The sequence below is a fragment of the Pseudomonas sp. EB271-G4-1 genome (assembly GCF_058791355.1).
Genome location: NZ_JBYTEO010000008.1, coordinates 53,673 through 68,266 on the forward strand (window position 1 = coordinate 53,673; position 14,594 = coordinate 68,266).

The window sequence follows — 14,594 nt, forward strand, 5'->3', positions numbered from 1 at the left end:
CCTGTAGAAAATAAAATTAAGCCGATGAACGTTCTCGTTCTGCCGAACCTAAGGAGTGATGGATGAATAACAACACAAAATTTTCGATGGCCGCGTTGGCAGTGGTTGTGAGTACCGGGCCATCCATGGTTTTTGCTGAGGAAAAATCTGGGGGCTTTATAGAAGATAGCAGCCTAACTGTGCTCAACCGAAATTTCTACTTCAACCGCGATAATCGCAACGGTCAATCAAGCGCGACAGGCAACGGTTATTCCGAAGCATGGGCGCACGCCATTATCAGTAAATTTGAGTCTGGATTTACACAAGGCACTGTGGGTGTGGGCGTCGACGCGTTCGCTATGTTAGGGTTGAAACTCGACACGGGTGACGGCCGTAATGGCGGCCGTAGTTCGTTCGATGTACTCCCCGTCAATAGTGAAGGGCAGGCTAGTGACGAATACACCAAAGTTGGTGGCGCGGCAAAAGTTCGCGCCTTTGACACTGTAGTAAAGGTCGGCGACGTATTCCCATCTAACCCAGTTGTTGCCGCGGGTGACTCCAGACTTCTGCCAGAAAGCTTCACTGGTGTAACGGCGACCAACACCAGCATTGACGGATTGACCGTTCAGGGCGGTCGCTTGCACGCCATGAGCCAGCCAACTTCCAGCAATATGCGCGATAACTTCGCGACATTCTATGCCGGGCCTGTTAACTCGCCGTGGGTCGGTTACTTTGGCGGTGACTACAATCTGAACAAGAACGTGATTGTAAGCCTCTATTCCAGCCGTCTCAAAGACGCATGGAATCAATATTATGCCGGCACGGGATTGAACTACTCGCTGTCGGATGAACTCTCCGTATTCGGCGGTGCGAACTACTACAAAGCCGTCGACGAAGGCAAAAAACTGCTGGGTGAGTTCAACAACAATATTTGGAGTGCTAAAGTCGGCGTGAAGTATGGCGCACACTCTGTCGCACTGTCTCACCAACGAAATAATGGTAACGACGACTTCGACTATCTGCGTCAATCGGATTCCATCTTTCTTGACAACTCAATCCAGTATAGCGACTTCAACTCGCCGAAAGAACGCTCATGGATGGTTCGTTACGACCTCGACATGAGTTCCTATGGCGTGCCTGGCTTGACGTTTATGACACGCTACGGTCGCGGCACTGACGCTGATTACTCAAACGCTAACGCAACCTACATGCGACGTGATGCTGAGGGGAACCCGTTGACTGAACAGAAACGTTGGGAGCGCGACATCGAAGTAAAATACGTCGTTCAGACAGGTTCCTTGAAAGACATGTCTTTCCGCCTGCGTCAAATGAACACTCGTGCAACCGCGTTTGAGTCTGACCTGGATGAAGTACGTGTGATCGTTGAGTATCCATTAGCGATCCTGTGATATCGAACGGGGCGACTCGTGTTGCGAGCGTCCCGCTCCTCCGAAAAGTTACAGAAATGTCATTTTTCAATCACCTTCATGTTAGGTTGCGTTTTTTATACTTACCGTGAGTTGATAGAGTTCTAGCTAGCGCATCTGGCTGGGATTCTATAGACAAGTAGCTAGTCTGTGAAAGTCTGAACTCAATGCTGTTCAGTTGTAACATCCGTTCACCTTTGGAAGCTCCTTTGCTCCTTTGGAAAAGGTGAATTTTTAAGACGTCCTCCGGGACGTCTTTTTTTGGCCTGTCGAAACTTGAGCAAATAAAAAACGCCCGACACCCTTAAATAACGAAGTTGGTCGCGCGTTAATGATTCGTACGATAGCAACGCAGCTATTAACCGCCTCGTTTGCGACAGTCTCCAGCGACCGTGTAAGTGATCGTATTGAGCTGTCCTTCGGAATCTTCATAAGTCATTGCGGCGGGCACTACTGCGCAGACTTTCGCAGGGCGCACCACACTGATCACCTTCACCACATCCACCTTCATCCCGTATTCGTATGGCCTCGGCACAGGAGCGCTCTTTCCCTGGCTGATCGCGTACTGCTCCATAGCTTTAGTATTGGCAGCCATCATTTTCTCAAATGTTTTATCTCCCCCACCCTCAGCAAGCAAGTTTGAGGAAATAACTAAACCTCCGACTACAGCGAAGATGCTCATAAATTTCATATTCTGTACCTCATCTAATAACAGTTACGAGAATATCAACCTAAACATTGCGACGGCGTGGCACGAAAATTACAAGTATGTAAGCTAGCTATCCATAAAAAAACCCGCCACCAGCAATCTGGAGACGGGTTCTTCCCAACGTGCATCACTACATTTCTTTTGCCGTCTCATTTTTTGCATCACTTGACACCACTGGGGCACTCCTCCCTTCTCTGGCTAAATATTTCTCCATTGCCAAGTCATTCGCCGCCATCATTTTTTCGAAGGTTCTATCTCCGCCACCCTCCGCCAACGCAACCGAAGAAAAGACTAAAGCACCTGCAAGAGCACATATTTGAGTAAAATTCATTCTGACACCTCATATAGATAACGCTATTAGGGTATCAATCCGAACCTATCACCACGGTGGCGTCGAGATTACATATTCGTAATTTAACTCTCGTAAAAAAGCCCACTACCGAAACTCGTAGTGGGCTTTGAAATCAAAGAGCTATACGGTTGCTTTTTTGTCTTCCTCTGCTTCATCCTCATCTCGACGGTGTGCCCAGTGATACAGCGCAGGCAGTATCAGTAGGGTCAACGCAGTTGAAGACAGGATACCTCCGATCACAACGGTAGCTAATGGCCGCTGGACTTCCGCCCCGGTTCCAGTAGCGAGTGCCATGGGAATAAAGCCCAGGGAGGCTACCAGTGCTGTCATTAACACTGGGCGTAACCGTGTAAGTGCCCCTTCATTGATCGCGGAACTCAACGAATATCCCTCCTCTCGAAGATTGCGGATGAACGCAATCATCACGAGACCGTTCAGCACCGCCACCCCCGATAACGCGATGAAACCAACTCCCGCTGAAATCGACAGCGGGATATCGCGCAGCCACAAAGCCATCACTCCGCCCGTTAACGCAAAGGGAATCCCCGTGAATACCAAAAGGCCATCCTTAAGATTGTTGAACATCATAAACAGTAGGGCGAATACAAGGAGCAGGGCTACCGGGACGACAATCTGTAAGCGTTTGGCGGCTGATTGGAGTTGCTCGAACTGCCCACCCCAGTTTATCCAGTAGCCGGCCGGGATTTGCACCTGCTGATCAATGACGCTGCTGGCTTCCTGTACAAATGAGCCGATATCCCGTCCACGCACGTTGGCGCTCACAATTACCAGACGCTTACCGTTTTCACGACTGACCTGGTTCGGCCCCAGCACCAGATCCAGGGTTGCCACCTCTGAGAGCGCAATGAAAGCGATCTGATCGGCGTTGCCGTTAAGCAGCGCCGGCACCGGAATCAGCAGCGTGGCCAATTCCTCGAGGTCTTTGCGCATGGCGTCGGATAAACGCACCACCATATCGAAGCGACGGTCTCCTTCGTACATAGTGCCGGCCTGGCGGCCACCCACCGCCACCGCAATGGTGTCTTGTACGTCGCCAACATTCAAACCGTAACGTGCGGCTTTGTCACGATCGATGTTGATGGTCAGCACCGGCAGCCCCGTTGTCTGCTCAACTTTGACTTCGGAAGCACCATCGACCTTTTGCATGGACGAGGCAATTTTGGCAGCGGTGCTATTCAGCACAGCCATGTCATCGCCAAAGACCTTGACCGCCACATCACTACGTACGCCTGAAATCAACTCGTTAAAACGTAATTGAATGGGCTGGGAAAGCTCATAGTTGCTACCGGGCATAGCGGACGTAGCTTTTTGGATATCGGCTATCAAAGCTTCTCGGGATTTATTGGGATCAGGCCATTGATCCTTGGGCTTGAGCATTACGTAGCTATCAGAGATGTTGGGCGGCATTGGATCAGAAGCGATCTCTGCGGTACCTGTACGAGCAAACATCCGTTCAACTTCAGGCACCTTTGTCAGTACAAGTTTTTCGAGACTCTGCTGCATTTCTACCGATTGTGTCAGGCTGGTGCCCGGTACACGCAATGCTTGCAGGGCCAAATCCCCTTCGCTAAGGCTCGGCACAAACTCACTACCCATTCGACTGGCGACGACACCGCACACAGCGATAACGCCGAGTGCCATGGCGAATGCCAGAGACCGATGCCCCATGACCCAGGCAAGCGCGGGGGCATAGACTCGGCGCGCCCCTCGCATGACCGCGTTCTCTTCTTCCTTAACCTTGCCAGTCACGAACATGGCAATCGCCGCAGGAACAAAAGTAACGGACAGCAGCATAGCACCCAACAAAGCGATCACGACGGTAAACGCCATTGGGTGGAACATTTTCCCTTCGACGCCGGTGAGTGCAAAAATCGGCAAGTACACGACCATGATAATCAACTGACCAAAAATCAGCGGTCGTCGGGCTTCCTTGGCTGCTGCAAAGACCTCGTGAAAGCGTTCTGAGCGAGTGAGGATTCGCCCATGATGTTGTTGCGCATGGGCCAGACGCCGGATGGCGTTCTCGACAATAACTACCGCACCATCGACGATGATGCCAAAGTCCAACGCCCCTAGACTCATCAGGTTAGCGCTGACCTTGTTGGTGAACATACCGGTGAAGGTGAAGAGCATGGCCAGTGGAATGACCATGGCTGTGATCAGCGCGGCGCGAATATTGCCAAGGAACAGAAACAGAATCGCGATCACCAGGATCGCACCTTCAATCAGGTTCTTCTTAACCGTGGCAATTGCTTTGTCCACCAAATTGGTACGGTCATAGACGGTGACCGCCACCACACCTTTTGGCAGTGAGCGGTTGATTTGCTCCAGTTTAGCGGCAACGGCCTGAGACACGGTTCGACTGTTTTCGCCAATCAGCATGAAGACCGTGCCAAGTACAACTTCACGACCGTTTTCGGTAGCCGCGCCAGTGCGCAACTCACGCCCAATATCCACGGTCGCGACGTTTTTTATGCGGATTGGCGTGCCATCGACGTTGGCCATCACAATGTTGGCGATGTCGTCGGTAGTCGCCACTTGGCCAGGCGCACGAATCAGCAGTTGTTCGCCGTTGTGTTCAATGTAGCCAGCACCGACGTTGGCGTTGTTCCGCTCCAGCGCTGTCACAAGGTCGGTCAGTGTCAGTTTGTAAGCCGCTAAACGTTTCGGATCGGGAGCAATCTGATACTCCTTGGCGAAGCCGCCAATGGTGTTGATTTCTGCGACTCCCGGAACATTGCGCAACTGGGGTTTGATGATCCAATCCTGGATCACCCTCAGGTCGGTCGGCGTATATGGAGTGCCATCCTCCTTGACTGCACCTTCCTCGGCTTCGACCGTCCACAGGAAAATCTCACCCAGACCGGTAGAGATCGGCCCCATGACCGCTTCCACACCCTCGGGAAGTTGCTCCTTGGCTACTTGCAAACGCTCGTTGACTAATTGCCGGGCAAAGAAGAGGTCGGTGCCTTCTTTGAAGATCACCGTGACTTGCGATAGGCCGGAGCGTGAGAGGGAACGTGTCTGCTCAAGAGCGGGCAAGCCAGCCATCGCGGTTTCGATGGGGAAAGTGATGCGCTGCTCGGTTTCTAGTGGCGAGAAACCTGCGGCGCCAGTATTGATCTGTACCTGGACGTTGGTAATGTCGGGTACGGCGTCGATCGGAAGCTTTTGGTAGCTGGCTATGCCAAGGCCGGCCATGAGGAAAACCGCGAGCAGCACAATAATGCGCTGCTCAATGGCAAATTGGATCAGGCGTTCGAACATGAGAACCTTCTCGTGGAAGTGGCGGATCAGTGGGCGTGTTCAGCCGAGGCTTTACCCAGTTCTGATTTCAGAATAAAGCTACCGGCAGCAGCAACTTGAACACCGGGCTCCAAGCCCCCTGTGATTTCGACCAAACCCGCCGCACGGCTACCCACCTCCACCGGCTTCGCCTGAAATCCGTCATCGGTTCGAACGAAAACGGTTGGTTTGTCCTCGACCGTCTGGATGGCGATTTCTGGCACCGCGATTCTCGTCTGTCGGGTATCGGTCTCAACCAGCACGGTCACGAACAACCCCGGACGCCAGGCACCGTTTGGGTTGGTCAAGGTCACCCGGACTGTTGCAGTGCGGGTCTGCTCACCCAACAAGCTTCCGACGTAAGCCACGGTTCCAGTGACTTCGGCGTTCAGCTCTGTTGCACTGACCGTGACAGACTTACCAACCACTACCTTGCTCAAATCTTTGGGAGAGACACCAAAGGTCACCCAAACGCGTGATAAGTCAGAGAGCGTAAACGCGTTAGTGGTTTCACTGACGACCTCACCGAGACCCAGATGCTTTTCGACCACGACGCCGTCGAATGGCGCACGTAATTCATACCGATTACCGCCGCTGGCCACCGAGCTACCACTGAGTACACTGATTTTTTGGCGAGCATTGCTGAGAGCGATTTCGGCCTCTTGTAATGCCTGACGAGCCTGAAGAAAATCCTGTTCGGCGGAGATTTTGTCCTGCCATAACTGGCGCTCACGTTCGTAGGTGGTACGCGCTAACTCAAGACGGCGTTGCGCAGCAGCTTGCTCACTGCGCTGGTCAGAAATTTGTTGGCTGGCGATGACGGCCAGTAACTGGCCTTTTTTAACCTGCTGACCCAGATTGACATGTACCGACTCGACGACACCGGGTACCCGGGGCACAACATGCGTTGTGCGGTCTTCGTCGAAACGAATTTCTCCAGGAAAGGGCAATGAAAGGCTGATGCTCTGTGCCTTGGCTTCGACCAACTGAATACCAGCCGAGTTGATCTGCTCGTCGCTCAGTGTCAGATGACCTTCTTCCTCCTCGCCTTCGGCATGCTCGCCCTCAGCTGACTCCTTTGAGGCACCCTCGTTGCCGTGTTCGTCGTGACCGTCGTGGCCCTGTTCTTCTTGCGCCTGAGCCTCACTGGACGGTGCCGAGGAGCTACCCATCCAGAGGGAACCGATTCCTATGCCCACCGTCAGGGTCAGTGCGGTGACAAGGATTTGTTTTTTATCCATGGAGACTCCCTGCGCAACTCGGTTGGCAGCCACGAAATACCGTGGCACTGCAACACCGAGCAACGGTGAAAAAAAGTTATTTGAAAATTCAAGGGGTACGATAAAGCTGGTCGACATCACCAAAAATTCGCTCAATGCGCACCCAGGCGTCTGTCGCCTCAGCAATGGCCTGGATATATTGAGTGCGTGCGCTGATCAAGGTGCGCTGAGCATCGAGCACGTCCAGGAAATTGAACTTGCCCATTTCAAACCCCCGCGTAGCGGTGTCGACTGCATTTTGTGCGGCAGGCAGGATGGTCTGATTGAACGAGGCGACTTCAGTGTTTGCCGTCATCCACTGATCCAGAGTGGTTTGAATTTCTGTGCGCAGGCGTAACTCACTGGCATTGCGAAGGTCGCGGGCTTGATCGGTACGGCGAGCAGCTGCCAGTACATTGCCCTGGTTACGGTTGAATAACGGTATAGGCATCGACAGCCCCACGACATTGACCCGCTCCCGTTCCCGTTCATCGTATTGGCTACCTACACTCACGGTGAGGTCTGGAATACGCTGAGCTTTCTCCAAACTAAGGGATGCTTCTCGCTGGTCGATTTGAAGCTTTGCCAACCGTAGCTCTGCGGTCTCGCCGATGCGGTTAATCAACAGCGAGAGTTTCGGCACATCTGGCATCGATTGACCGGTTTCCCCCACAGACACGAACGCAGGCAATGGTGCCCCCATTACCTGAGCGAGCTGCTGATAGGCACTGGCCTCATCCCGCTCGGCCCGTCTCAACTCTAGGCGCACCTCCGACAACTGGACTTCAGCTCGTGTGCCCTCAACAGGTGAAGATTTGCCACTTTTGATACGACCTTGAGCGACACGCAAACCACGCTCGGCGAGCTCAAGGGATTGACGTGCCAAGAGCAACCTTTGCTGGGCCGTTGATGAGTTGTAAAACGCCTGAATGACATCGGCACGCAAAACATTACGCTTGCGCTCCAATTCAATCCCAGCTGCATCCTGAGCTCGGCTGGCAACATCTATCCTGGCCCCACGCTTGCCACCCAGCTCAATCGGCTGGTTGATCATTACCGTCGTAGTCCGTGAATTTCGTCGAGTATCTTCAGCCTCCCAGGACAGTTCGGGATTAGGAATCAAGCCCGCTTGCTGTCGATCTCCTTGAGCGATACCAATTTCCCACTGTGCTGCAGCCAGATCGGGATTGTTGGCAAAAGCCGTTTCCAGTGCTTGATCGATGGTTAGCGTCTGCGAAGACGAAACTGCGGCAAAACTGGGGCCTGCCAGTGAGAGCATAAAACTGAAGCCTACAATCAGTAAGGCTTTTTTTATGCTAAAGGGTGCAGTTAATTTTATATGCCGCCGCAATTTCATAGTTCCTTTAAAGCCAATATTTTCTATGCACAAATGGTAGAGTTTTCCACTTATCAGCAAGGTGACTGAAAAATTACAAATACGTTATCAACCGATCTGGCTGTATTTTTTGCATTAGCATATGAGGTGTTAAAAAATAGATGCACAAGGTCGGCAACATGACGAAACAAATACCAACCAATATCTTCCGAACAGCACTTGCCGAAGCTCGAAAACCATGCGCGTTGTCATTTATAGCTAAATTCAAGAGTGTTTTGTGCGACACGTTGTCGCAAGACGCTGGCTTGATGGCTCAAGAGCGGAGCTTTGGCTTGACCCTGTAGCAGCTATAGGCTTTAGGGTGATGATCATTACCGAGCAAACGGACGTTGAGACGCAAAAACAGCTTAACAGTTTCAAAGTCGTATTGTTTCGGTCGGAAACCCTTATAAATACTAACTTTTTTAATTAACTAATATTAATTATCCTATTAAAATGGTGACATATCATGCGAATCCTTGTAATTGAGGACGAGCCTAAAACTGCCGAATACTTGCATCAGGGGCTGACTGAAAGTGGCTATGTCGTTGACCGTGCAATAACTGGCGCGGATGGACTTCATCTGTCGCGTCAACATGTCTATGACTTGGTGATACTTGACGTTAATCTTCCAGAACTTGATGGTTGGGGTGTTCTTGAACGTCTGCGCCAAAGCAGTAATGCCCGGGTCATGATGTTGACGGCCCGAGGGCGCCTGGCGGACAAAATCCGCGGACTAGATTTAGGCGCCGATGACTATCTGGTCAAGCCGTTTGAGTTTCCTGAGCTACTGGCACGGGTACGAACCCTTATGCGTCGCAGTGAGCACATTCCTGTCCCGCAGGTACTCAAGGTAGCCGATCTGGAGCTCGACCAAGGACGCCACCGTGCTTTTCGTGGAGATCAGCGCATAGACCTGACGACCAAGGAGTTTGCGCTTCTGCACCTGCTGATGCGTCACACTGGAGAAGTGCTTTCCCGTACCCAAATCATTTCATTGGTCTGGGACATGAATTTTGACTGCGACACCAACGTTGTCGAGGTTTCAATCCGTAGGTTGAGGGCCAAAATAGACGACCCCTTCGATAACAAATTGATCCACACCCTTCGCGGTGTTGGTTACGTATTGGAGGCACGCGAATGAAGCCGGTCAGCCTGTCAATGCGACTAGGTTTGACGGTAAGTATTCTGGGAGCATTGTTGGTGGTGTTTCTGGCTATCCTGGCCTTTTTCGCCCTGACGCATGAGCTGGATAAGCTGGCGAAAAATAGCCTGTACAATAAAATGCAGCAAGTTGAGCACAGCCTCTCACTATACGAGGACACGGCTGACGTAAACTCGACACCGCACTCGTTGCTGGATCAAGTCATGGGGCATGACAATCTGAACCTGGCCATCTATGACCTGACAAACCTCAGGACACCCTTACTGAAATTCGGGTCTGGTTTGTCGGATCCGCAGATTGAGTTGAAAGCTGCGACTGCTGCCGTTGACAAGATTTCATACTCCACCAATTCCGATGGTGAGGGTCGACACTTCCTTACCGCATCCAAGCTCATCCGATTAAAGAACGGTGTGAGCGTTCCCGTATTGCTGTCGATGGATTGTGCGAACGATGAAGCGCTGCTCAGCGCGTATCTTCGATCGACGATTATTGCTCTGCCTCTTTTACTGATACTCATTGGAATAAGTGCCTGGGCCGTTGTGCAACGAGGACTTGCTCCCCTGAGAGAGTTCCGGAAGGTCGCCGCCATGATCTCTGCTCAAGACCTCAGCCATCGACTCTCTGAGGTCAAAATGCCTCAAGAGCTCAGTGAATTGGCCCATGGCATCAACTTCATGCTGCACCGACTCGACAGCGGTATTCAGCAGCTGTCGCAGTTCTCGGATGACTTAGCCCACGAATTGCGATCCCCCATCACCAATTTGATGGGCAAGGCCCAGGTTACCCTGTCTCGGGAGCGTCCGGCAGAAGAATACAAAGCAGTGCTTGGGTCATGCACCGAAGAGTTGGGGCGTGTCACCCGAATTGTCTCGGATATGCTCTTCCTTGCTCAGGTCAGTCACCCCGCCGCGCTCGTCCCGTTCGAGACAATTACCCTGGAAGATGAAGCGTTGAAAGTCATCGATCTGTTTTCACTGTCTGCGGAAGAAAAACGGATCAGCCTGAGCGTCGCCGGAAACGGCAAGACCATTGGCGACAGGTTGATGATTCAGCGAGCAATATCAAATCTGTTGTCCAACGCGATACGTCACTGCCCGGCCGGACAATCCATTTCAATCGTTATCGAAAACCATGCCGATCAAGTCTCGCTACTTGTCGGCAACCCTGGCGCGGGGATCGAGCCTCAGCATCTGTCGCACTTGTTCGACCGCTTTTATCGGGTCGACACCAGTCGTTCACGTGCAGAAGGTGGTACCGGTCTTGGTTTGGCCATTGTTCGATCGATCATGAGCCTCCACCAGGGAACGGCGGACGTTCAAAGCATGCCTGGCAGCATGACCGTTTTCAGGCTGAACTTCCCAAACCTCGATGGACAGACCACCTGGCAACAGGCTAGAAAGGCTCAAGGGTAAATTCCCGCAACTAGCTTGTATAACCCGCCCCTTCCCTGCACCGCTGGAGATGCTCCGGCGGTCAGGGCTTTATGTCCGTTGGGTTCTCAGCACATCAGCAGCCCCTACCCCGACATGGGATGTTCACAAGATCCCGCTCTAGTGCTGCATGCCTTCGTTTTCTTCGAGTCCCGCATGAAACTGCGAGTTTTCTAATTGAAGAGTCGTATGGCTGATATGGAATACCTCGCTCATCAGTCGCGTCACCTCAGCCAATATATCTTGCTCGGCACGGGAGGAGCGCTGGATGACAAGGTGAGCACTCATGACATTCTTGCCGCTGGTCAGGGCCCAGATATGCAGATCATGGATATCCTCAATGCCTTCAACCGCCCTGATGCTCGCATCCACTTCAGCGATATCGATGCCATCCGGAACCCCTTGCAACAGGATGTTCATGCTTTCTTTGAGCAAAACCCAGGTTCTGGGAAGCACCCACAGGCCGATGGCTGCGGCAACGATCGAGTCAACCCAAGTCAATCCGGTAAAACGAATGATCAATGCTGCCCCTATTACGCCTATGGAGCCCAACATGTCACTCCAGACTTCTAGGTACGCGCCTTTTACGTTAAGGCTTTCGGCACTGGCAGACATGAGCAACCGCATTGAAACAAGGTTCACAACGAGCCCTATCACCGCGACGATCAGCATGCCTGTCGATTGGATTTCTGTCGGAGTTTTAAACCTCTGATAAGCCTCGTACAAGATGTACACCGCCACCATGAACAACAGGATCGCGTTAAAAGCAGCTGCGAGGATCTCAAATCGTGCGTAGCCGAATGTCCGTTTTTTATCCGCAGCGCGTTTGGCGATCTGAATAGCGATCAATGAAATAGCCAGGGCAGTGGAATCGGTCAGCATGTGAGCCGCATCGGATAACAACGCCAAGCTGCCCGTAACGAAAGCCCCAATGACCTCCGCGATCATGAAGCTTGTCGTTAACGCCAGAGCGATCCACAACTTTTTCTCGTGTCCGGCACGAGCTTGACCGTGACTATGACCAGCGCTCATATGACTCTCCAGGTGGATGAAAGGATGAGGCAACTACTCAGAAAACCGTCTGCGGGTCAATCTTCGTCAAGAAGGGATTCCAGTTCCGGAGAGAGAGGCATCACCTGAAAAGCGCTGATTCGGGCGCGACCGGTGTTCCCACGAGGCACCCATACTCTAGAAAATAGCAGTGCAGCGATGACACGTGGTATTTGCCCCAAAACCTCCCGGGGATCTTGTGCCCTGATGCCCACGAACAACATCAAGACGTGGGATTTTGCATGTAGCAGGGTGCGACGTTGCGTAAGGATGTGGGTGCGCTCGAGCCAATGGTAAGCGCGCCCATAATCCCGGGAACGAATCGCTACACGGGCTTCGCCGAAGCCCTCGAGAATTGCGTAATGCAACCTCTCTTTCATGCTCAGCCTCCGGACTATTTTTTCAGCAAGCGCAACCCATTCAGTACGACCAACAGGCTGACGCCGACATCTGCAAACACCGCCATCCACATGGTGGCGAAACCCATCAATGTGAACACTACAAACACAGCTTTGATCCCTAAGGCGAAGAAGATGTTTTGCTTTAGAATCGATGCGGTCTGTCGCGACAGGCGAACAAAGGCCGGAATCTTGCGCAGGTCATCATCCATCAACGCAACGTCAGCCGTTTCAATGGCAGTGCCCGTACCAGCGGCAGCCATAGCGAAACCAATCTGAGACTTCGCCAGTGCCGGTGCATCGTTTATCCCGTCACCGACCATCCCCACCACGTGCTTTCGGCTCTGCAACTCGCCAATGGCCGCCAGCTTGTCAGCTGGCAACAAGTTACCTCGCGGCTCATCAATGCCGACACGTTGGGCGATGGCCTGAGCCGTGTGCGCGTTGTCACCGGTCAGCATCATGGTCTTAATGCCCAGTTCGTGCAGTTCCTTGATCGCGGTCTGGCTTGAGTCCTTTACGGTATCGGCCACGGCAAACAGGGCGAAGACCTGAGTAGAGTTGGTCAACGCTACAACCGTTTTTCCCTGACGCTCCAGTCGACTCAGTGAGGCTTCCAACTGCGGTGTTCCAAGCCCCAGTTCATCGACCAGGCGATGATTGCCGAGGTGATAAAGCTGCCCCCCGATCAAGCCTTTCACCCCACGCCCAGGAATAGCTTCAAAGCTCTCCACTTGTCTGAGCGTTGAGGTATCCAGTCCTACGTGCTTGGCGATTGCCTGCGACACCGGGTGATCTGAACGAGCCCCCAAACTGGCGGCCAGCAATTGAGGTGTAGCGTCTGAAACCTCGGTCAACGGCAAGTAATCGGTTTGAACCGGTTTGCCGTGAGTGATGGTGCCGGTTTTATCCAGCGCGACAAAACTCAGCCTGGCACCAATTTCCAGGTAGACACCGCCCTTGACCAGAATCCCTTTTCGGGCCGCTGCCGCCAGCCCGCTGACGATGGACACCGGTGTGGAAATAACCAAGGCACACGGGCAAGCAACGACCAGCAGCACCAAGGCGCGATAGATCCAGTCCGTCCATACCCCGCCCATGAACAAAGGTGGCAAGACCGCAATGGCGAGGGCAAAGAAGAACACCCCCGGTGTATAAATCTTGGCGAACTGGTCGACGAATCGCTGGGTAGGTGCTCGCGAACTTTGGGCTTCTTCCACCGCGTGAATGATCCGAGCCAGCGTCGTATTGTTGGACTCAGCCGTTACCTGGTACTCAAAAGATCCCGACTCATTAATGGTACCGGCATACACAGGATCATCGACCGCCTTCTCGATGGGCAGGCTCTCCCCCGTGATTGGTGCCTGATTAACAGTGGAGGTGCCAGAAATTACGTCACCATCCAGGCCGATACGCTCACCGGGACGCACCCTGACCAGAGCCCCGATCCCGACCGACTTCACATCGACTTCCAGCCAGGAGCCGTCGAGTTGACGGACTGTCGCTCGTTCGGGACTCAAATCCAGCAAACCTTTGATGGCGTGGCGGGCACGATCCAGCGACTTCGCCTCGACCATTTCGGCAATGGTGAACAGCACCATGACCATCGCCGCTTCTGGCCACTGGCCGATCAATACGGCGCCGGTCACCGCGATGCTCATCAGGGCATTGATGTTGAGGTTCAGGTGTTTGAGCGCAACCCAGCCCTTCTTGTAAGTCGTCGGCCCACAGAGTGCGATGGCGAACAAGGCGACGACGGCAATCACCCATTCCGGGGCCGATTGGGTGAAGTGCAAGACTTCTGCGATCACCGCAGCGATACCGGATAGCGCTAATGGCCACCAAGTGCTTTTTGGTTTGTGTGGAGCTTGCGACTTGGCTTGCGCTGAATTGGCGACAGGTGCGTTGCTCTCAGACGTTTGTGGCTCTGCATGCATACCCAACGACAGCACCGCCGCTTCGATACCCAAGGTATCCGGCAGTTCGTGCCAGACGCCCAGCGTGCGGTTCATCATGTTGAATTCGAGCTTTCGAATGCCGCTCATTCGAGCGAGCTTGCCCTCGATCATAGTCTGCTCGGAAGGACAGCACATTTGTCCGATCCAGAAACTACTGAAGCGCGCCGTGTCCCCGACACCAACCTG

Annotated in this window: 11 protein-coding genes; 3 read left to right on the forward strand and 8 right to left on the reverse strand. The window is 53.0% G+C overall.

Going from position 1 to position 14,594, the window contains the following annotated elements:
• The first annotated feature begins 62 nt into the window (after positions 1 to 62).
• Positions 63 to 1,388 (forward strand): OprD family porin, encoded by a 1,326-nt coding sequence (locus AC3WWR_RS06185; protein ID WP_020797650.1) that lies wholly within the window; start codon positions 63 to 65, stop codon positions 1,386 to 1,388.
• A 376-nt stretch (positions 1,389 to 1,764) separates the two neighbouring features.
• Here the strand turns inward: AC3WWR_RS06185 and AC3WWR_RS06190 are convergent, their stop codons facing one another.
• From AC3WWR_RS06190 to AC3WWR_RS06210, 5 genes are all read right to left on the reverse strand, one after another.
• Positions 1,765 to 2,097, reverse strand: coding sequence for a DUF2790 domain-containing protein (locus AC3WWR_RS06190; protein WP_042955381.1), 333 nt, complete (start codon positions 2,095 to 2,097; stop codon positions 1,765 to 1,767).
• Between the two features lie 148 nt (positions 2,098 to 2,245).
• Positions 2,246 to 2,446: a co-regulatory protein PtrA N-terminal domain-containing protein gene (locus AC3WWR_RS06195; RefSeq protein WP_102669259.1), complete on the reverse strand. Its 201-nt coding sequence runs from the start codon at positions 2,444 to 2,446 to the stop codon at positions 2,246 to 2,248.
• A gap of 141 nt (positions 2,447 to 2,587) precedes the next feature.
• On the reverse strand, positions 2,588 to 5,755 hold the full coding sequence (locus AC3WWR_RS06200) for a CusA/CzcA family heavy metal efflux RND transporter (RefSeq protein ID WP_020797652.1): 3,168 nt from the start codon (positions 5,753 to 5,755) through the stop codon (positions 2,588 to 2,590).
• Positions 5,756 to 5,781: 26 nt separating this feature from the next.
• Positions 5,782 to 7,014, reverse strand: coding sequence for an efflux RND transporter periplasmic adaptor subunit (locus AC3WWR_RS06205; protein WP_020797653.1), 1,233 nt, complete (start codon positions 7,012 to 7,014; stop codon positions 5,782 to 5,784).
• A gap of 88 nt (positions 7,015 to 7,102) precedes the next feature.
• Positions 7,103 to 8,389, reverse strand: coding sequence for a TolC family protein (locus tag AC3WWR_RS06210; protein WP_020797654.1), 1,287 nt, complete (start codon positions 8,387 to 8,389; stop codon positions 7,103 to 7,105).
• A gap of 487 nt (positions 8,390 to 8,876) precedes the next feature.
• Here AC3WWR_RS06210 and AC3WWR_RS06215 point away from each other — a divergent pair, with 487 nt between their 5' ends.
• On the forward strand, positions 8,877 to 9,551 hold the full coding sequence (locus AC3WWR_RS06215) for a heavy metal response regulator transcription factor (protein WP_020797656.1): 675 nt from the start codon (positions 8,877 to 8,879) through the stop codon (positions 9,549 to 9,551).
• Complete coding sequence (locus tag AC3WWR_RS06220) at positions 9,548 to 10,984, forward strand: heavy metal sensor histidine kinase (protein ID WP_020797657.1); 1,437 nt, start codon at positions 9,548 to 9,550, stop codon at positions 10,982 to 10,984. Before AC3WWR_RS06215 ends, AC3WWR_RS06220 begins: the two co-directional genes overlap by 4 nt.
• Before the next feature lie 138 nt (positions 10,985 to 11,122).
• Here AC3WWR_RS06220 and AC3WWR_RS06225 read toward each other — a convergent pair whose 3' ends face one another.
• The 3 genes from AC3WWR_RS06225 to AC3WWR_RS06235 are packed head-to-tail and all read right to left on the reverse strand — an operon-like array spanning position 11,123 to position 14,543.
• A complete protein-coding gene (locus AC3WWR_RS06225) occupies positions 11,123 to 12,034 on the reverse strand; it encodes a cation diffusion facilitator family transporter (RefSeq protein ID WP_042955382.1) in 912 nt (303 codons plus the stop codon).
• Between the two features lie 56 nt (positions 12,035 to 12,090).
• Positions 12,091 to 12,432 (reverse strand): DUF3703 domain-containing protein, encoded by a 342-nt coding sequence (locus AC3WWR_RS06230; RefSeq protein ID WP_042955383.1) that lies wholly within the window; start codon positions 12,430 to 12,432, stop codon positions 12,091 to 12,093.
• A gap of 14 nt (positions 12,433 to 12,446) precedes the next feature.
• Positions 12,447 to 14,543 carry a heavy metal translocating P-type ATPase gene (locus AC3WWR_RS06235; RefSeq protein WP_042955384.1) on the reverse strand — a complete coding sequence of 699 codons (2,097 nt, stop codon included), beginning with the start codon at positions 14,541 to 14,543 and terminating at the stop codon, positions 12,447 to 12,449.
• Positions 14,544 to 14,594 lie beyond the last annotated feature (51 nt).

What these genes read in the sequence shown, in the direction of transcription:
- AC3WWR_RS06195 (WP_102669259.1), bottom strand. Translation starts at nt 2,446, where the DNA reads ATGAATTTTACTCAAATATGTGCTCTTGCAGGTGCTTTAGTCTTTTCT.
- AC3WWR_RS06185 (WP_020797650.1), top strand. Translation starts at nt 63, where the DNA reads ATGAATAACAACACAAAATTTTCGATGGCCGCGTTGGCAGTGGTTGTG.
- AC3WWR_RS06235 (WP_042955384.1), bottom strand. Translation starts at nt 14,543, where the DNA reads ATGTGCTGTCCTTCCGAGCAGACTATGATCGAGGGCAAGCTCGCTCGA.
- AC3WWR_RS06215 (WP_020797656.1), top strand. Translation starts at nt 8,877, where the DNA reads ATGCGAATCCTTGTAATTGAGGACGAGCCTAAAACTGCCGAATACTTG.
- AC3WWR_RS06220 (WP_020797657.1), top strand. Translation starts at nt 9,548, where the DNA reads ATGAAGCCGGTCAGCCTGTCAATGCGACTAGGTTTGACGGTAAGTATT.
- AC3WWR_RS06190 (WP_042955381.1), bottom strand. Translation starts at nt 2,097, where the DNA reads ATGAAATTTATGAGCATCTTCGCTGTAGTCGGAGGTTTAGTTATTTCC.
- AC3WWR_RS06210 (WP_020797654.1), bottom strand. Translation starts at nt 8,389, where the DNA reads ATGAAATTGCGGCGGCATATAAAATTAACTGCACCCTTTAGCATAAAA.
- AC3WWR_RS06205 (WP_020797653.1), bottom strand. Translation starts at nt 7,014, where the DNA reads ATGGATAAAAAACAAATCCTTGTCACCGCACTGACCCTGACGGTGGGC.
- AC3WWR_RS06200 (WP_020797652.1), bottom strand. Translation starts at nt 5,755, where the DNA reads ATGTTCGAACGCCTGATCCAATTTGCCATTGAGCAGCGCATTATTGTG.
- AC3WWR_RS06230 (WP_042955383.1), bottom strand. Translation starts at nt 12,432, where the DNA reads ATGAAAGAGAGGTTGCATTACGCAATTCTCGAGGGCTTCGGCGAAGCC.
- AC3WWR_RS06225 (WP_042955382.1), bottom strand. Translation starts at nt 12,034, where the DNA reads ATGAGCGCTGGTCATAGTCACGGTCAAGCTCGTGCCGGACACGAGAAA.